Raw genomic sequence first — 18,136 nt, 5'->3', positions numbered from 1 at the left:
GGGGGCAAATGACATGGGGTGCCCGGTGCGACTCGCGCAGGGCTGAGAGAACACCCATCGAACCTGATCTGGGCCATGCTAGCGAAGGGATCGTCATGACCGACATCGACCTGTCGTCGGCGCATGCGCGGCTGCGCGCGTCGAACCCGCTCATCCAATGCATCACGAACACGGTCGTGCAGCAGTTCAGCGCGAACGTGCTCCTCGCCGTCGGGGCGTCACCGGCGATGCTCGACCACGACGCCGATGCCGCGCAGTTCGCCCACCTCGCCGGCGGTCTGCTCGTCAACTTCGGCACCGCGACGGACCAGCAGTTCCTCGCCGCCGACGCCGCCGTCGACGCCGTCGACGCCGTCACCGAGGATGCCAAACCCTGGGTGCTCGACCCCGTGAGCATCGGCGCCGCCGACCACCGCACCACCCGGATCCGCCGCGCCGCGGCCGCCCACCCGACCGCGATCCGCGGCAACGCCTCGGAGATCGCGGCACTGGCCGGAGCCGGAGCGGGCGGGCGCGGGGTCGAGTCCACCGACGAGGTCGACGCCGTGCTCCCGGCCGCCGCCGAGCTCGCCCGCACGACCGGCGCCATCGTCGCCGTCTCCGGTGCCCGGGACGCCATCGTCGCCCACATCGACGGGGCCGACCACATCGCCCGCGTCGACGGGGGACACTCATTCATGCCGCTCGTCATCGGCACCGGCTGCTCACTCGGCGCCGTGACCGCCGCTTACCTCGCCGCCGTCCCGCCGGCGGGGACGAGTTCGCAGGCGGGCCCGGCAGGATCGGCCGCGTTCGAGCGCTTCACCGCAGTCGTCGCCGCCCACGCCCACTTCGCCGTCGCCGGAGAGGCCGCCGCCACCGGGGCGCTCGGACCGGGCACCTACTCGGTGCACTTCCTCGACGCGCTCTTCACCACCGACGACGACCGGATCGGCCGCGCCCGGGTCGAGGTGACCACAGTATGAGCGGCGATCGGCTCGCGGGCATCGACACCCGCCTCTACCTCGTCACCGATACCGCGCAGTGCGCGGAGGCGGGACGAACCGTCGCCGAGACCGTGCGCGCGGCCGTGACCGGGGGAGTCGGTGTCGTCCAGGTCCGCGACAAGGACATCGACGACACCGAATTCCTCGTCCTCACCCGTGAGGTCATCGCCGCCGTCACCGAGGCGATCGCCGGGACCGACCGCCGCGTTCCCGTCTTCCTCAACGACCGGGTCGCCGTCGCCCGCCGCCTCCTCGACGAGGGCAGCGACGTCCACATCCACGTCGGCCAGACCGACACCCCCGTCGCCGAGGTGCGCGACCTCCTCGGCGACGGCCCCCTCGTCGGCCTCTCCGCCGCCGAACCCGAGGAGTTCGCCACGGCCCAGGAGACCGGCGGCGTCGACCTTGTCGGCATCGGACCGGTCTTCGACACGACGACGAAGACCGACGCCCCGGCCGGGATCGGTCCCGACCGCCTTGGCGAACTCACCGCCTCGGCGGGGATCCCCGCGGTCGCGATCGGCGGCATCGACGCCGAGCGCGCGCACGAACTGCGGGGACGAGGACTCGTCGGCATCTGCGTCGTCTCCGCGATCTGCCGCGCCGAGGATCCCGAGCAGGCGGCCGCGGACCTCCTCGACGCCTTCGGCGACGGCACCCGAAAGGACGGGGAACAGGCATGAGCGAGCGACCACCGATCGCGCTGTCGATCGCCGGCACCGACCCGAGCGGCGGGGCGGGAATCCACGCCGACCTCAAGACGTTCACCGCCCTCGGCGTGCTCGGGACGACGGCGATCACCGCCCTCGTCGCGCAGAACACCCACGGGGTGTCCCGCGTCTACCCGATCGACGAGGACTTCGTCACCGATGAGCTCGACAGCGTGCTGAATGACATGCCCGTCGACGCGACGAAGACGGGCATGCTCGGATCCCGGTCGCTCGTCGACCTCGTCGTCGACCGGGCAGCGACCTCCGACTTCGGGTTCTTCACCGTCGACCCCGTCATGGTCGCGACCTCCGGACACCGCCTCCTCGAGGTCGATGCCGTCGACGCCGTGCGCACGCGCCTGCTCCCGGCCGCCGACCTCATCACACCGAACCTCCCCGAGGCGGCCCTCCTCCTCGGCGACGACGTGCCCGAGGCGACGACCCCTGAGCAGATGCGCGACCAGGCCAGGGAGCTCGTCGCGCGCGGCACGCGCGCCGTCCTCCTCAAGGGCGGGCACGCCGCAGACGGCGAGGTCGCCGACATCCTCGTCACCGCCGACGGGGAGGTCACCGAGTTCGCCCACCCTCGGATCGCGACCCCGAACACGCACGGGACCGGGTGCACGCTCTCGGCTGCGATCACCGCCGAGGCGGCCGTCCTCCGGCGGGCCAACGGCGGGAAGACGCTGGCCTCTGAGGACATGCGGCAGGCAGTCGAACGGGGACTCGACTTCCTTGCCCGGGCGCTCGCCTCGGCGGCGGACTGGAAGGTCAGCCTCGACCCCGCGGGCGCCCACGGACCGGTCGACCATCAGGTCGACATCGTCCGCCGCTGACCCCGCCCGAGCACCGTACCCGGAGCGCTTCACCATCGCAGCACCGCGGCGCCCCGGACCCGACCCGATCGACGACGATTCGACCCAAGGAGACACGTATGACGACGACCTTCGCCGCCGGCCCGCAGACCACCGAACTCTGGGACCACGTCCGCCCGATCATCGAGGCGATCGAGGCGCTGCCGTTCCTCAGCCAGCTCGCCGAGGGCAGCCTCGATCCTCTTGCGTTCACGAACTACATCACTCAGGACAGCATCTACCTCAGCGGATATGCGAAGGCGATGTCCTTCCTCGCCGGGAAGACGACGGACCGGGACGAGTCCCGGTTCTGGTCCACCTCGGCGGCGGAGGCGATCACCGTCGAGGAGGAGATGCACGCCCAACTGCTCTCCGATGCCCGCCTCGGGCAGGCGCACTCCCAGCTCGAGGCCGAGGACCGGGTGGGTCCGTCGCCGACGACGCTCGGATACGTCTCGTTCCTCGTCGCCACGGCCGCGACCCGGTCCTACGGTGAGGGCGTCGCGGGAGTGCTGCCCTGCTTCTGGGTGTACGCGCACATGGGCAAGGTGCTCATCGAGCGCGCCGGAGAGATGGACGAGAACCACCCGTATCGGACGTGGGTGCAGACCTACGACGCCCCGGAGTTCGACGAGTCGACGCGGAAGGCCGTCGAGATCCTCGAACGCGAACTCGACCGGGCGCCAGCCGATGAGGCGGCGCGGATGCGGGCCGCGTTCGAACGCGCGTGCGTCTACGAACTCCACTTCTGGGCCTCGGCGCACGCGTTGCAGGACTGGGACGCGGGCGTCTTCGCGGTGCCCGCGGCCGAACCTGTGCGGTGAGCGCCGACGCTGCGCGGAGGGCGGCCTCCGCGCAGACGGCGACCCCTCCGCTGCGGCGGCGCAGTGACCTCCTCCGCGGCGGCGCAGTGACCTCCTCTAAGCGCGGCCCTCGCGGCGGTCGTCGACGATCATGGTCAGCGGGGCGAACTGTCCGAGAACCATCCAGCCCCGGCACAGTGTCGTCCAGAGGATGACGCGATCGACCTGGGACAGGGGGACACGGTCGTGCCGCGGACACGTGAGGCGCCCGAGGGCGAAGACGATCGCCGCAAAGCCGGCACCGATGATGGTGATGATCAGCAGATCCATGACGAAACCCCCTCGCAGCCGCAGTGGAACCCTGGATTCCAGTGTCTCTCCGAAGTGGCGCTGTGGAAAGGGGCCAATCGCACATCAGTGGCCTCTTCGCGCCGCAGTGAGGGCGAGGCGGCAGGGCTGGCGCGACCCGAACGGGCTGAGGCCTACGAATACGCGAGGCTGAGCCGGTTCGCCGCCTCGACGACCGCCGCTGCCGCAGCTGAGCCCTGCTCGGCGGTGATGGCAGACGGGAACGTGAAGCGCACGCTCGTCTTCGCGACCTCGGCGTCGATGCCGAGAGCGAGGAGCACATGCGAGGGCTCATCGGAGCCGACCGCGCACGCCGATCCGCTCGAGGCCGTGACCCCGAGGCGTTCGAGCTCGAGGAGCACGGCCTCCCCGCTCGTGCGGGAGAAGCAGAACGACGCGTGGTTGGGGGTCCGCGACTCAGCACTGCCGGTGAGGAGTGCCCCGTCGACGGACCGGAGCACCTCGGCGATGAAGTCGTCACGGATGCCGGCCACCCGGGCGGCCGCCTCGGCGCGTTCGGACTCCGCGAGCTCAAGCGCGGTGGCGAACGCGACGGCGAGGGCGACGTTCTCCGTCCCCGACCGCCTGCCCGACTCCTGACCGCCGCCGTGGATGATCGGCTCGATAGGGATGCGGGCGCGGATCGCCGCGACTCCGATGCCCTTCGGCGCACCGACCTTGTGCCCGGCCAGCGTGATCGCGTCGACGCCGAGGCCCGCCAGCGGCAGCCATCCCGCGGCCTGCACGGCATCGGTGTGGACGTGCGCGCCGGCGGCATGGACGACCTCGCTCAGTGCCGCGATGTCGGCGACCGTGCCGATCTCGTTGTTCGCATAGCCGAGGCTGACGACCGCGGTGTCCTCCCGCAGGACCGCCCGCAGGGCCTCCGGGGTGATCGTCCCGTCGGGGTCGACCTCGACATACGCGACATCGAACCCGTGGCGTCGGGCGAGGAAGTCCGCCGAGGCGAGCACCGCTTCATGCTCGAGCGGAGAGGTGACGAGGTGCCGGCGTCCGGGATCCGTCCCCGCCGAGGCGGTGGCGTCGGGAAGCCCGCCGAGCGCCATTCCGATGACCGCGAGGTTCGCCGCCTCCGTGCCGCCGCCGGTGAAGACGATGTCCGTGCTCCGCATCCCGAGCACCCGCGCCACCCGGGCCCGCGCATCCTCGAGCGCCTCCGCGGACACGCGCCCGAACTCGTGGTGGCTCGACGGGTTCCCGAACGCCCCGCTCAGGTACGGCCAGGCCGCTTCGAGCGCCTCCCGACGCACGGGTGCCGCGGATGCGGTGTCGAGGTAGAGCGGGCCCATTTCAGTCCGCCGCCGGTCGGATCTCTGCCGCAGCGGTGTCGCCGTGAGCATCGCCTGACGCGTCGGCACCGCCCTGGTGAACGTGTTCACCGACAGCCGTGACCGCGCCGCGTGCCGGGTGCGACCGCTCGGTCGCCTCCGACAGCACGAGATCGAGTCCGAGGTCGATCGCCCGGACGCTGTGGGTGAGCGCCCCGGAGGAGATGACGTCGACGCCGGTGTCGGCGATCTCCGCGACGGTCTCAAGGCTGACGTTGCCGCTCGCCTCGATGATCGCCCGGTCCCCGATGAGCGCGACCCCGCGCCGCAGGTCGGCCAGGGAGAAGTTGTCGAGCATGATGATGTCGGCGCCTCCGTCGAGGACCGCAGGGATCTGCTCGAGCCGGTCGACCTCGACCTCGATCATCGTCGTGTGCCCGAGCCTCTCGCGCGCCGCCAGCAAGGCGGCAGTGACATCACCGCCTGCCCCGGTGAGCACGCCGAGGTGGTTGTCCTTGACCATGACCGCATCCGAGAGCCCGAACCGGTGACTGCTCCCACCCCCGCACACGACCGCGTGCTTCTCGAACGCACGCAGACCCGGAGTCGTCTTCCGGGTGTCGGCGATCCGCGTCCGCCCGTCGACCGCGTCGACGAAAGCCCGGGTCAGGGTCGCGATCCCGCTCATCCGCTGAGTGAAGTTGAGCGCGATCCGCTCCGCCCGCAGCACCCCGCGGGCCGGCCCCGAGACGGTGGCGAGCACCTGGCCCGCACTGAACCGCTCACCGTCGCCCGCGAGCACCTCGACCGCGATGGCTGGGTCGGTGAGGGTGAAGGCCCGCGCGAAGACCTCGCAGCCTGCGAGCACCCCGTCCTCCCGGGCGCGCAGCTCCGCGGTCGCCTGCGCATCCGCCGGCACGAAGACCTCGCCGGTGATGTCACCCCACGGGGCGTCCTCGTCCAGCGCCCGGCGCAGGGCGGCATCGATCGTGGTCGTCGTCAGCATGAGGCTGCCTCCTCGTGGTTGCGGTCGAGCACGGGATGCCCGGCCCCCGACCATGATGCCGCAGGTCGCCGCGCATCCACGTCCGTGCGGACGTGAGCTCCGACGCTCTCCGTGCGGGCGAGCGCGGCGCCGGCCATGGCCTGGGCGATGAGCGCGAGATTCGCCGTTTCGATCGCCTGGACGTGGTCGCCCTCGCCGAGGTGATCGACCGGGAACCCGTGAGCGCCCGTGCCGTCGGCGGCGCGTCCGATCCCGTGGGATTCGCCGAGGTGGTCGTCAGTGTCCTCGCCGAGGCGGTCGAAGAGCACCATCAGACCCTCCTCGGTGCGTTCGAGACCGAGATGTTCCCAGGTGAGAGCCTGGAGTTCGGCGCGGGAGAGCGGGGCAGGATGCGGCAGGGCCGGTGCGGGGCGCGAGAGTGCGGCGGCCGATCGCGCACCGAGCGATCGTGTACGCCGGCGATCTGCCGTGATCGCCTCAGCCGCCCGCGCTCCGAATACCGCACCCTCGAGCAGCGAGTTCGACGCCAGCCGGTTCGCTCCGTGGACACCGGTGCACGCGACCTCGCCGACGGCGAAGAGACCGGGCAGAGAGGTCCTGCCGTCGAGGTCGGTGGCCACCCCGCCCATGACGTAGTGCGCGGCCGGGGTGACGGGGATGAGGTCGTCGGCGAGGGAGAGGCCCTGGGCGGCGAGGGTCGCGGCGATGCTCGGGAAGCGTGCCGACACGTCGGGCACCGCCCGGGCGTCGAGGTGGCACGGCAGTCCGTTCTGCTCCGCCATTGCGCGGTGCAGGGCGAGGGCGACGACGTTGCGCGGGGCGAGTTCGGCCCGCGGGTCGATGTCCGGCATGAACCGACGACCGCGTGCGTCAAGCAACAGGGCTCCGGCCCCGCGGACGGCTTCGGAGACGAGGAACCCGGACCCCACGAGGGCCGTGGGGTGGAACTGGACGAACTCGAGGTCGCGGACCGCGGCGCCTGCGCGGATCGCCGCGGCCAGCCCGTCCCCGGTCGCCCCAGGCGGGTTCGTCGTGTGGGCGAAGACCTGCCCGGCCCCACCGGTGGCAAGGACGACCGCCTCGGCGGGGATGACCTCGGGCACGCCCCCGCAGCCGAGCACGCTCACCCCGGTCACGGTCTCACCGTCGACGACGAGGTCGACGAGCAGGGTCTCCGTGCGCAGATCGACGGTGCCTGCCGTCGCCTCGGCGAGGAGGCGGGAGACGAGTGCATCGACGATGGCCCGCCCCGTCGCATCCCCACCGGAGTGATAGATCCGGGGCGCCGAGTGCGCGCCCTCGATCCCGCGCGCCCAGCCTGCGGGGTCGAGAGGATCGACCCTCACCTCGGCGGGGCTGTGGGACCCGGCACCCCCGGCACGGTTCCGGTCGAAGACGACCCCCGCCTCGGCGAGGTCGAGGATCCTGTCCGGACCCTCGGTGCAGAGGACGCGCACGGCCTCGGCGTCGCCGAGCCCGGCGCCCGCGGTGAGGGTGTCGTCGATGTGGGAGCCGACGGTGTCATCTGCGGTGAGGACGCCGGCGATCCCGCCCTGGGCGAGCGCTGTGTTCGACTCGCCGAGGCGGCTCTTCGTGACGACGGTCACCTCGTGGGTCCCGGCCAGGCGCAGGGCCGTGGTCAGGCCCGCGATGCCGGTCCCGACGACGATGACGCGGCTCATCCTCAGATCCTCGGCTTCGCGGCGAGCATCCGGTCGAGCGCGATGCGGGCGGGGTCGGCCACCTCGGCGTCGACGGTGACCTGGTTGACGATCGAGCCGTCGAGCAGGGATTCGAGGACCCAGGCGATGTAGCCGGGGTGGATGCGGTACATCGTCGAGCACGGGCACACGACGGGGTCGAGGCAGGTGATCGTGTGCTGCGGGTGCTCGGCGGCGAGTCGCTGGACGAGGTTGATCTCGGTGCCGATCGCGAAGTTCGTCGGATCGCTCGCCTCGCTGATCGCCTTCGTGATGTAGGCCGTCGACCCCGATTCGTCGGCGGCGGCGACGGTCTCGCGCGGGCATTCGGGGTGGACGATGACGCGGACGTCCGGATCGGCTTCCCGGGCGGCGGCGATCTGGGCAGGGGTGAAGCGCTTGTGGACGGAGCAGAAGCCCTGCCAGAGGATGACGCGGGAGTCCTCGAGCACCTCGGCGGTGTTGTTGCCCAGCGGTCGGCGCGGATTCCACAGCGGCATCGCCTCGGGGTCGATGCCCATGTCGATCGCGGTGTTGCGGCCGAGGTGCTGGTCGGGGAAGAAGAGGACCCGGTGCCCGCGTTCGAATGCCCACTCGAGGACCACCTCGGCGTTGGACGAGGTGCACACGATGCCGCCGTTGCGGCCGCAGAATCCCTTGATCGCGGCCGAGGAGTTCATGTAGGTGACGGGGACGACGGGCACCTTCCCGGTCTCGTCGGGCTCGGTGCCCCAGAGTTCGGCCAGCTGCTCCCAGCAGTCCTCGACCTGGTCGATCGTCGCCATGTCGGCCATCGAGCAGCCGGCGGCGAGGTTGGGGAGGATGACGGACTGCTCAGGGGTCGAGAGGAGGTCGGCGGTCTCGGCCATGAAGTGGACACCGCAGAAGACGATCGCCTCGGCGTCGGGATGGTTCTGGGCGGCCTTGGCGAGCATGAACGAGTCCCCGATGTAGTCGGCGTGCTCGACGACCTCGACCCGCTGGTAGTGGTGGCCGAGGACGACGACGCGGTCGCCGAGCGCGGCCTTCGCGGCGATGATCCGCTCGCGCAGCTCACCCGCCGAGGCGTCACGGTACTCCTGCGGGATCTCGCCCTGGCGCGGGGAAGCGGCGGGGATCGGGTCGGCGAGCGAGGCGCCGGGACCGTAGCCCGGGGAGGCATCGACGTCCCATGGGGCGTCGACGAGGGAGGAGGAGCACATCGACCCCGATGTCCTTCCGGCGGAGATGTCCTTGAGGGTGAGCTCGATCGAAGCTGTCGTGGTCATCGTCGTCCTTTGCTGCTCGGCGCACTTTTACGCACATTTGAGCTTAATCACGGTCGTCCGTAAAGTACAACTCGGCCACCCGCCGCCGCGGTGCCGCCCTCCACGCGCAGTGCGGATGTTCTACGCTGGTGACAGGCTCGTGATCCGAGCCGGCGCCGTCCCGGCCAGCCCGCACACCCCGCGCGGCGACCGCCGATCGTGCTCGATCGGAAGGCCCGCGCAGGAACCGGGGGACTCCCGTGCGAGAGCGCGGAGTCCCTGCGCTCGGACGAGGAGCAGCTCCGGTGCGAGGCCGCGGGGCAGGACGGGCGCACATACCCAGACCACCAACCACTTGAGGATTCCCATGCCCGATGCGGCAGGCACCACCGAGTCAGACGAGACGACGCCCGTCTACGGGCCCGGAGCGGCCGGGGCCGCGTCCCCTGGGGGAGACGGGTCGTCCAGCCCGACGGCAGCCGGGGAGTCGAGACCGCCTCGGCGGGTCCGCACCCTCGATCTCCTCCGCGCGAAGGCCGAGGGCCGGCGCTGGGCGATGCTCACCAGCTACGACCAGTACACGGCCGCGCTCTTCGAGGAGTCCGGCGTCGAGGTGCTGCTCGTCGGCGATTCGGCGGCGAACAACGTCTACGGCCATGCCACGACTCTGCCCGTCACGGTCGATGAGCTCATCCCGCTCGCCCGCGCGGTGGCGAAGGCGACCTCCCGCGTCCTCGTCGTCGCCGACCTGCCCTTCGGCAGCTACGAGATCTCCGACGAACAGGCCGTTGCGACAGCGGTCCGGTTCATGAAGGAGGCCGAGGTCCACGCGGTCAAACTCGAAGGCGGCGCCCACGTCGCCTCCCGGATCAGGGCGATCACCTCGGCGGGGATCCCGGTCATGGCGCACATCGGCTTCACCCCGCAGTCCGAGCACAACCTCGGCGGGTACCGGGTCCAGGGGCGCGGAGATGCGGCAGAGGCGCTGCTCGCCGATGCCCGCGCCGTCGCCTCGGCGGGGGCGTTCTCCGTGGTCATGGAGATGGTTCCGGCCCCGCTCGCCGCCCAGGTCACCGCGGAGCTGGAGATTCCGACGGTGGGGATCGGCGCCGGGGCCGACTGCGATGCCCAGGTCCTCGTGTGGCAGGACATGGCCGGCCTGCGGCCGGGTCGGTCCCCGCGGTTCGTCAAGCGCTACGCCGACCTGCGCACGGTCCTCGGTGATGCCGTGCGGGCCTATGTCGCCGAGGTGGGGGCTGGGGAGTTCCCCGAACCGGAGAGGAGCTTCGAGTGATGGAGATCGGCGGGATCGAAGCGCTGCGGGCGTGGCGGGAGAGGCAGAAGGGGACCGTCGCGCTGGTGCCGACGATGGGGGCGCTGCACTCGGGGCACCGGGCGCTCATGGATCGGGCCCGGGAGTCGGCCGACCACCTCGTCGTCAGCCTCTTCGTCAATCCGCTCCAGTTCGGTCCGGGGGAGGACTTCACCCGGTATCCGCGGCCGATCGAGGCCGATCTCGCGATGTGCGAGGATGCCGGGGCCGAGTTCGTCTTCGCCCCCGCGCTCATCGAGATGTATCCCGCGGCGCCGGAGGTCACCGTGTCCTCGGGGCGGATGGGCGCGATCTTCGAGGGTGCGGACCGCCCCGGCCACTTCGACGGGGTGCTCACCGTCGTGACGAAGCTCTTCCATCTCACTCGCCCCCACGTCGCGGTCTTCGGGCTCAAGGACATCCAGCAGTTCTCCCTCGTCCGGCGCCTCATCGCCGACCTCGACTTCGACATCGAGCTCATCGGACTCCCGGTCGTCCGCGACCGGGACGGTCTGGCCGTCTCGAGCCGCAACGACTATCTCACCCCGGGGGAGAGGCTCGCGGCGCTGGCGATCCCGCGCGCCCTCGATGCGGGCGAATCCGCGCTGACCGACGGCGGACTGCCCGAGGACGTCCTCGCAGCCGCCCGCGCGGCTCTCGACGGCGACCTCGACGTCCACTACCTCGCCCTCGTCGAGGCGGCGACCCTGCAGCCGGTGCGCGAGCAGTTCCGTGGCTCAGCCCTCCTCCTCATCGCCGCCACCGTGGGGACGACGAGGCTCATCGACAATCGGCCGCTCGAGTTCTGAAAATCCTTCCGTTGCCCAATCGTGATCGCCGCATGAACGTATTGTTAAGGCCCTGAGATAAACGCGTGAATGCGGCGATCGCTAATCGCATTTCAGGACATGATTCGAGATGACAGGCGCACGACCCTTGTCCAGAGTGCACCCGTGGAATAGGCTCCGAAATAACAAGTGACAAAGACGCCTTGTTAGTCGCAGCATCCGAAGGAGACAACGGAAATGCAGGACATATGGCCGGTCCTCATCAATGTGGGCCTTGCAATCGTCATTCTCATCGTCACCTGGATCGTCGCCTCGATCGTCAAATGGGCGATCGCGAAGCTCGTGGCGAAGGTCCCCGCTCTGCAGAGAGACGGGCACAACGGGCAGCAGGTCGGCAGATCCGTCGGTCAGATCGCCGGGCTCATCATCTGGATCCTCGGCCTCATCGCCGTCCTCCAGCTCTTCGCCCTCGACCAGGTGCTCACGCCGCTGCAGGGTCTGGCGAACGGGATCTTCAGCTTCCTGCCGAACATCATCGGCGCCGGCTTCATCTTCCTCATCGGCTACGTCTTCGCGAAGATCGCCAAACAGCTCGTCGTCACCGCGCTCGGCGCCGTCGACCTGACGAAGATCACCGCGAAGTTCCGCTCCATCGGCGACCGCGCCGTCAGCGTCGCCGACTCCGACGGAGGCTTCCGTCGTCGTGAGGCACCCGGACAGCAGACCGCCGCCTTCGACCAGGTGCAGCAGGGCGGACCCCAGCAGAGCGGTCCTGCAGGTCCCGGTCAGCCCGACCCCGGTCAGCAGGGTCCGGGCCAGCCGGGCTTCGGTCAGCCGGGTCCCGGCCAGACGATGCAGCACGGCCAGCCCGGACAGCCGCCGCAGGGGCACCCGCAGCAGGGCTACCAGGGTCAGGGTCACCCGCAACAGGGTCACCAGGGTCAGGGTCACCCCGGTCAGTCGATGGGACGCTCACCGGAAGCCGAGGCGAACGCCCGCATCTCCAACCTCGTCGGCAACGTCGTCTTCGGAATCATCATCATCGTCGTCTCGATCGCCGCACTCCAGGTGCTCGGGATCGCCGCGATCTCCGGCCCTGCGCAGCAGATGCTCGAGATGTTCCTCAACGCCATTCCGCTCATCGTCGCCGCGGCGATCCTGCTCGCCATCGGCTTCGCGATCGCGAAGTTCCTCGGCAACCTCCTCGAGGAGATCCTCCGCGGTGTCGGCACCGACCGGGCCATCGAGTCGATCGGCATCGTCCCCGAGGGCACGAGCGCGTCCTCGGTGATCACGAAGATCGTCCAGATCGCGATCATGATCTTCTTCGCGATCATGGCCACCCGGATGCTCGGCTTCCCGGAGATCACACGGATCCTCAATGAGATCCTCGCCCTCGGCGGCAGCGTCCTCTTCGGTGCGGTGATCATCGCAGCGGGCTTCCTCATCGCGGGGATCATCGGGCGGTTCATCACCAACAGCATCGCGAGCAAGGTGCTGCGCTACTCGGCGATCGCCCTCTTCATCGCCATGGGTCTGCGCTACATGGGCATCGCCGATTCGATCATCAACCTCGCCTTCGGCGCCGTCGTCATCGGCGGTGCGGCAGCCGCGGCGCTCGCCTTCGGCCTCGGCGGCCGCAACGCGGCGGCCAGGCTGCTCGACAAGGTCGAGGATGAGGCCGCCGAGGCGGTCGACGCCGCGACCGGTGACGCCGCAGGTGACCGTCCCGGTGCCGCGGGCCGGCCCGGTGCGGCGTCCGGTCTCGGCCGTACGCCCGGCAGCGGCACCCCCGGCAGCACGCCTGGTGCCGACCCGCTCGGCGGTCGCCCCGGCAGCGGTGGTGTCGGCAGCGCTGGTTCCGGAAGCGGGGGAGTGGGCGACGGACCGTTCAGTGACGGCCCGCTGGGCGACGGTCCCAACCACAGCAGGTGAGTCGACGCCGCTCTCGGTGCCATCTGCCGGGAGCGGACACCGCTCGGTTGACTTGTGCGACTGCACTGTCAACGGCGCCGGTGCCTGAGAGCGATCTCGAGCACCGGCGCCGTCGTGTGCCTGCCGATACGAGTCACTTTCCGCCAGACCGGTCGGTTTCCGCCGGCCGCCGCGCTCAATGAGTCTGTTTCCGCCCGATGGGTCGGGTTCTGCCGCGTGCCTGCCGAAACGAGTCACTTTTCGCCCGATCGGTCGGATTGCGAACAGACTGATCGGGCGAAAAGTGAATCAAACGCGGCGGGCAGGCGAGCGGCAGGGTCGCGTCGCTGGGCCGGTCCGGTGCTGCGAGTGGCTGGCCCGCGCCCCGTGGCGGGCGGGTGAGTGCCCCGCAGCCTGCGTCACATCGGCAGCGCGGCGACGGTGATGCCCATGACGACGAGGATGCCTGCGGAGACCGCCTCGATCCAGAAGTCGGTGCTGCGGCGCTGGAGGGCGGCCGCGGCGAGACCGGCGATGAGGGCCAGCATGATCTGGTAGGCGAGGAGGAGGCCGACGACGATCGCGACGAGGAGCACGTAGTCGGTGCCCGCCGGGGATGCGGGAACGAGGGTCGGCATGACGGCGAGGAAGAAGAGTCCCGCCTTCGGGTTGCTCAGGGAGGAGAGCAGGCCGCGACGGTAGGAGATGACCGATCGCAGTTGGCCCCACGGGTGTCCGGCGGTGACCGGGGCCTCGACGAGCGAGCCGTCGGAGACGATGTCGTCGCTGGCCGCGGCGATCTCACCGACCGGGCCGAGGGGAGCCCCACGCAGCTCGGAGCGGATCCGCAGCGCCTGCCGGGCGGCGAGGACGCCGAGGAAGCAGAGGTAGGCGCCGCCGACGATCTTGAGCACGAGCAGCGCCGAGGGGTAGGCGGTGAGCAGTGCGGAGATGCCGGTGAGCGCCGCGACCATCCAGATCGTCATGCCCGTGGCCGAACCGAGGGAGTAGATGAGCCCCGCCTTGCGGCGCAGTGCCGAGAGTCTGACGGTGAGGATCGTCTCGGGTCCGGGGGTGACGGCGAGGACGGTGGCGGCTCCGGCGATGGTGATGAGCTCAGGACCGGTCATGGGACTCCTCCGAATGGTGGTGCGGAACGTGCGGTGGTGCTGATCGTGCGTGTTGCCGATCGTGCGGTGGTGCGAGGGGTGCTGCGGGGACAGGCGGGGATGGGCGCGGTCGTCGACCGCGCCTGAATCATTCTCACCCATGTCACGCGTCAGGAAAAGCAATCATTGACGAATGATCATCAGGCCGAACCGAACGATTCTCGGATAGGCTGTCTCCCATGTGGGATCTCCAGCGTCTGCGCGTGTGGCGGGCCGTCGTCGCGACGGGCTCCGTCGTCGCCGCCGCGCGCAGCCTCAACTACACCCCGGCCACCGTCAGTCAGCACATCACGACGCTGCAGAAGGCCGTCGGCGCCCCGCTCTATCGGAGATCGGGCCGGGGCATCGAGGTGACCGAGCTCGGTCGCAGGCTCGCCGAGGAGTCCGCCGACGTCTTCACCGGCCTCGGTCGCCTCGACAGCCTCGTCGAGAGCTACCGCACGGTCTCGCGTCCACGCATGCGCATCGCGGCCTTCACCTCGTTCAACGCCGTCCTCCTGCCCGACATCATCGCCCCCGTCGCGCTCGCGCATGAGGACCTGCGCTTCGACATCCAGCTCAACGAGCCCGCAAAGGTCCGGCGCAGCCACTGCACGATCGAGATCCGCAACGAAGTCCCCCAGGATGAGGAGGTGCACCTGCCGGGGATGTCGCGGACGGTGCTCTTCGACGACGACTACCGGGTCGTCGTCTCCACCCGCCATCCCTTCGCACAGCGGGGGTCCGTGCCCTTCTACGAACTCGCCGCCGAACGGTGGGTCGACTACGACCTGTGGAGCGGGCCGACGAGCCGCGTCGTCGAACTCGCGTGCGCCGCCGCCGGGTTCGAACCGACGATGTTCGCCGCCTCCGAGGACGACGACGCCGCCCTCGCCCTCGTCGGCGCGAATCTCGCCATCACCGTCCTTCCTCGGCTCTCGACCGTCCACCTGCCCGCCGGTCTCACCGCCGTCGACCTCACCGATCCGGTCCCCGTCCGCCGGGTCGTCATGCACGTCCGCGACCGGGAAGCGCACCTGCCGCATGTGCGGGCCTTCGCCTCCGCCGCCGAGGCGGTCGCCGCCGACCGCGTCCCCTGAGAACCAGCCCGCACCGTTACCTGGAGCTGCGTCGTCCGCCTTGCCATCCGTGCCCCGCGCCCTGTCTCACGCGTCACACCGCGGGTTGCGCTTCGTACCTCTCACCGCACGTCGCACCTGTGACCGCACGTCCTCCGCTGCACCGCACGTCCTCCCCGCAGCGGTGCCCACGAGGTGGATCCGAGCCGAAACCGGGCTCAGAATCGCATCGGATCCTCCTCGGGGAGGCGCCGGCGCGGCCGCGAGCGGGCCAAGGCGCGGCCGCAGCGTGATCCCAGCGCGGCCCCCGAAACGCGGCCGCGCGTGACCCCGAGCCTCACAGCTGCCTGAGACCCGGCTGAGTCCCGGTGGGATAGGCTGTGCGCGTGAGTTCTGAAATCGAGATCGGCAAAGGCAAGCGCGGTCGGCGCGGGTATTCGCTCGACGACATCGCGATCATCCCCGCACGTCGCACACGCGACCCCGAGGACGTCTCCCTGTCATGGCAGATCGATGCCTACCACTTCGATCTCCCCTTCATCGGCGCTCCCATGGACTCCGCGATGTCCCCGGACACTGCGATCTCCCTCGGCAGGCTCGGCGGCCTCGGCGTCCTTGACCTCGAAGGCCTGTGGACCCGCTATGAGGATCCCGCCCCCCTGCTCGCGGAGATCGCCCAGCTGCCCGGTGACATGGCGACCGCCCGGATGCAGGAGCTCTACTCGGAGCCGATCCGCGCCGACCTCATCACCGCCCGCCTCGAGGAGATCCGCGAAGCCGGCGTCACCGTGGCCGGTGCCCTGACCCCGCAGCGGACCCAGCAGTTCTACAAGACCGTCGTCGATGCCGGCGTCGACATCTTCGTCATCCGCGGCACGACCGTCTCGGCCGAGCACGTCTCCTCGCAGGCCGAGCCGCTCAACCTCAAGCAGTTCATCTACGAACTCGACGTCCCCGTCATCGTCGGCGGCGCCGCGACGTACACAGCCGCCCTCCACCTCATGCGCACCGGTGCGGCCGGCGTCCTCGTCGGCTTCGGCGGGGGAGCGGCGGCGACGACGCGGCGCACGCTGGGCATCCACGCGCCCATGGCCACGGCCATCGCCGATGTCCACGCTGCCAGGCGTGACTACATGGACGAGTCCGGCGGCCGCTACGTCCATGTCATCGCCGACGGCGGACTGGGCACGAGCGGGGAGATCGTCAAGGCCTTCGGCGTCGGCGTCGACGCCGTCATGCTCGGCACCGCCCTCGCCCGCGCCACCGAGGCGCCCGGGCGCGGGATGCACTGGGGTGCCGAGGCCCACCACCCGCAGCTGCCCCGCGGCCACCGCGTCGAGCTCGGCACCGTCGGCAGCCTCGAGCAGGTCCTCTTCGGCCCCGGGCGCACGGCGATCGGCGAGCTCAACCTCGCCGGTGCTCTGCGCCGGGCGCTTGCGACCACCGGCTACGTCGACCTCAAGGAGTTCCAGCGCGTCGACGTCACCGTCTCGCCCTACCAGCCTGGATCGGTGGTCTGATCTGTTCCGTCTGGCCCTCACTCCCAAATGGCTGGGGTCGCTGCTCTTCGTGCTCGTCCTCGTCAGCTGCTTCGTCGGCCTCTCGGCGTGGCAGGTCGACCGGGCGCAGCACAAGAACGACGTCGTCGCGGCCGCAGACGTCGATGAGCTCAAACCGTTCAACGACGTCATGGGCGCGCAGGCGCCGATGCCCGGCATACTCGCCGACCAGCGGGTCTCGCTGACCGGCCGGTGGCTGCCCGACGCCCAGGTCGTCCTGCCCGGACGGGTCCAGGACGGCAAGGAGGGCTACTGGGTGGTGACGATGTTCGCTCCCGACGGCGCCCGCCTCGGCGAGGGAGCGGTCGCGGACACCGAGGGCAAGACGATCGCCATCCCCGTCGTGCGCGGCTTCACCACCGATGAGACCACGGCGATGAACTCCCGTGCCGCGGAGGGGTCGGTCGAGATGGAGGCCCGGATCGGACCCGTCGAGGGTCCCGAACCCGGATCGGACCTTCCCGAGGGGCAGGTGCGCACGGTCTCGACCTCGCAGCTGATCAACCTCTTCCCCGACCTCCTCACCTACTCGGGATTCCTCATTCCCGAGACCGAGGCCGGCGCAGGCGCCTCGGTGGGCACCGGCGGACTCGTCCAGGTGCCGACGACGACGACCCGCGACGAGGGCGGATTCGACATCCAGTCGGCCGTCTACGCGATCGAATGGCTGATCTTCGCAGCGATGGCCCTCTACATGTGGTGGCAGCTGCTCCGTGACGACTACCTCGGCCGCCGCCTCGGCGACGGAGATCCGCAGGGCTCGACAGGCGACGTCGAGTACGTCGTCGTCAAGCCCGCAGGCGAGTCGCGGATCGACCCCGAGGTGATGTCCGGGCTCACCGGACTGCCCGCACACCGGCACGGCGGGACGAAGCCGCGCAGGCACCGAGACCAGAGAACACCGACCGGAGGACCCGAAGCGTGAGCGACGACCCGAACCTCGATTCCCGCCCCGAGATCGATGAGGCCAACGTGTGGAGCGTCAAGCGCTTCACCTCGGCGCGCAATGCGCTGAAGTTCTACCGTGTGATGGCGATCATCACGGGGACCATGCTCATGATCCTCACGGTCGAGATGATCTACAAGTACCTCATCGCCGCCGACCCGAAGACCGCGCTGATGTTCGGCGACTTCAACCTCGCCGCCGCGATCGCCATCAGCCACGGCTGGTGCTACGTCGTCTACCTCATCGGCTGCTTCTGGCTCAACCAGCAGATGCGCTGGAGCCTCGGCCGCTACCTCGTCCTCGCGCTCGCCGGCGTCGTGCCCGTGATGTCGTTCATCCTCGAACGCCGCATCCACCGTCAGGTCGAAGCCGAACTCGCCGCAGCGGTCGTCGTCGCCCCGAAGAGCTGAGACCCGCCCCGAAGAGCTGAGCCGAGTCCCGGCATCG

17 protein-coding genes and 1 riboswitch are annotated in these 18,136 nt (G+C 70.3%); of the genes, 11 read left to right on the top strand and 6 right to left on the bottom strand.

The window, feature by feature from the left end:
* Nucleotides 1-4: 4 nt before the first annotated feature.
* Nucleotides 5-108: riboswitch (TPP riboswitch) on the top strand.
* The 4 genes from thiM (at nucleotide 96) to AC0VYB_RS13950 (ending at nucleotide 3,374) form a co-directional block, all read left to right on the top strand.
* A complete protein-coding gene (gene thiM, locus AC0VYB_RS13965; RefSeq protein ID WP_278373293.1) occupies nucleotides 96-965 on the top strand; it encodes a hydroxyethylthiazole kinase in 870 nt (289 codons plus the stop codon). It overlaps the preceding riboswitch by 13 nt.
* Entirely contained in the window at nucleotides 962-1,669 is a 708-nt protein-coding gene (thiE, locus tag AC0VYB_RS13960; protein WP_063249374.1) for a thiamine phosphate synthase, read from the top strand. Before thiM ends, thiE begins: the two co-directional genes overlap by 4 nt.
* Entirely contained in the window at nucleotides 1,666-2,532 is an 867-nt protein-coding gene (gene thiD, locus AC0VYB_RS13955; protein WP_009376197.1) for a bifunctional hydroxymethylpyrimidine kinase/phosphomethylpyrimidine kinase, read from the top strand. The genes thiE and thiD overlap by 4 nt, the downstream gene beginning before the upstream one ends.
* Before the next feature lie 98 nt (nucleotides 2,533-2,630).
* A complete protein-coding gene (locus AC0VYB_RS13950) occupies nucleotides 2,631-3,374 on the top strand; it encodes a TenA family protein (protein ID WP_009376196.1) in 744 nt (247 codons plus the stop codon).
* 96 nt (nucleotides 3,375-3,470) lie between these two features.
* Here the strand turns inward: AC0VYB_RS13950 and AC0VYB_RS13945 are convergent, their stop codons facing one another.
* The 5 genes from AC0VYB_RS13945 to nadA form a co-directional block, all read right to left on the bottom strand.
* On the bottom strand, nucleotides 3,471-3,683 hold the full coding sequence (locus AC0VYB_RS13945; protein WP_095376416.1) for a hypothetical protein: 213 nt from the start codon (nucleotides 3,681-3,683) through the stop codon (nucleotides 3,471-3,473).
* Nucleotides 3,684-3,835: 152 nt separating this feature from the next.
* Nucleotides 3,836-5,011, bottom strand: a complete 1,176-nt coding sequence (locus AC0VYB_RS13940; protein WP_144588701.1) for a cysteine desulfurase family protein — start codon at nucleotides 5,009-5,011, stop codon at nucleotides 3,836-3,838.
* 1 nt (nucleotide 5,012) lies between these two features.
* Nucleotides 5,013-5,996, bottom strand: a complete 984-nt coding sequence (gene nadC, locus AC0VYB_RS13935) for a carboxylating nicotinate-nucleotide diphosphorylase (RefSeq protein WP_144588699.1) — start codon at nucleotides 5,994-5,996, stop codon at nucleotides 5,013-5,015.
* Nucleotides 5,990-7,678 carry an L-aspartate oxidase gene (gene nadB / locus AC0VYB_RS13930; protein ID WP_144588696.1) on the bottom strand — a complete coding sequence of 563 codons (1,689 nt, stop codon included), beginning with the start codon at nucleotides 7,676-7,678 and terminating at the stop codon, nucleotides 5,990-5,992. Before nadB ends, nadC begins: the two co-directional genes overlap by 7 nt.
* Before the next feature lie 2 nt (nucleotides 7,679-7,680).
* Complete coding sequence (gene nadA, locus AC0VYB_RS13925; protein ID WP_278373294.1) at nucleotides 7,681-8,964, bottom strand: quinolinate synthase NadA; 1,284 nt, start codon at nucleotides 8,962-8,964, stop codon at nucleotides 7,681-7,683.
* A gap of 346 nt (nucleotides 8,965-9,310) precedes the next feature.
* Between nadA and panB the strand changes: the two genes are divergently transcribed.
* The 3 genes from panB (at nucleotide 9,311) to AC0VYB_RS13910 (ending at nucleotide 12,978) form a co-directional block, all read left to right on the top strand.
* Nucleotides 9,311-10,237: a 3-methyl-2-oxobutanoate hydroxymethyltransferase gene (panB, locus tag AC0VYB_RS13920; RefSeq protein ID WP_259864347.1), complete on the top strand. Its 927-nt coding sequence runs from the start codon at nucleotides 9,311-9,313 to the stop codon at nucleotides 10,235-10,237.
* Nucleotides 10,237-11,064, top strand: coding sequence for a pantoate--beta-alanine ligase (gene panC, locus AC0VYB_RS13915; RefSeq protein ID WP_193338280.1), 828 nt, complete (start codon nucleotides 10,237-10,239; stop codon nucleotides 11,062-11,064). Before panB ends, panC begins: the two co-directional genes overlap by 1 nt.
* Before the next feature lie 216 nt (nucleotides 11,065-11,280).
* On the top strand, nucleotides 11,281-12,978 hold the full coding sequence (locus tag AC0VYB_RS13910) for a mechanosensitive ion channel (RefSeq protein WP_259864351.1): 1,698 nt from the start codon (nucleotides 11,281-11,283) through the stop codon (nucleotides 12,976-12,978).
* A 398-nt stretch (nucleotides 12,979-13,376) separates the two neighbouring features.
* Here the strand turns inward: AC0VYB_RS13910 and AC0VYB_RS13905 are convergent, their stop codons facing one another.
* Nucleotides 13,377-14,087 (bottom strand): LysE family translocator, encoded by a 711-nt coding sequence (locus tag AC0VYB_RS13905; RefSeq protein ID WP_063249370.1) that lies wholly within the window; start codon nucleotides 14,085-14,087, stop codon nucleotides 13,377-13,379.
* A gap of 218 nt (nucleotides 14,088-14,305) precedes the next feature.
* On the opposite strand from AC0VYB_RS13905, the gene AC0VYB_RS13900 reads away from it, so the two are divergent.
* From AC0VYB_RS13900 to AC0VYB_RS13885, 4 genes are all read left to right on the top strand, one after another.
* Nucleotides 14,306-15,205 (top strand): LysR family transcriptional regulator, encoded by a 900-nt coding sequence (locus AC0VYB_RS13900; RefSeq protein ID WP_009376171.1) that lies wholly within the window; start codon nucleotides 14,306-14,308, stop codon nucleotides 15,203-15,205.
* A gap of 365 nt (nucleotides 15,206-15,570) precedes the next feature.
* Entirely contained in the window at nucleotides 15,571-16,704 is a 1,134-nt protein-coding gene (locus AC0VYB_RS13895) for a GuaB3 family IMP dehydrogenase-related protein (protein ID WP_475384750.1), read from the top strand.
* 49 nt (nucleotides 16,705-16,753) lie between these two features.
* Complete coding sequence (locus tag AC0VYB_RS13890) at nucleotides 16,754-17,668, top strand: SURF1 family protein (protein WP_063249368.1); 915 nt, start codon at nucleotides 16,754-16,756, stop codon at nucleotides 17,666-17,668.
* The gene (locus AC0VYB_RS13885; protein WP_009376168.1) at nucleotides 17,665-18,099 is read left to right on the top strand and encodes a DUF3817 domain-containing protein; all 435 of its coding nucleotides are present in this window, start codon (nucleotides 17,665-17,667) and stop codon (nucleotides 18,097-18,099) included. The genes AC0VYB_RS13890 and AC0VYB_RS13885 overlap by 4 nt, the downstream gene beginning before the upstream one ends.
* The last annotated feature ends 37 nt before the right edge of the window (nucleotides 18,100-18,136 follow it).

The sequence above is a fragment of the Brevibacterium sp. Z349TD_9 genome, from assembly GCF_056173565.1.
Note: the sequence above shows the minus strand (reverse complement) of the source record. Positions and strands in the feature narration are given on the sequence as shown.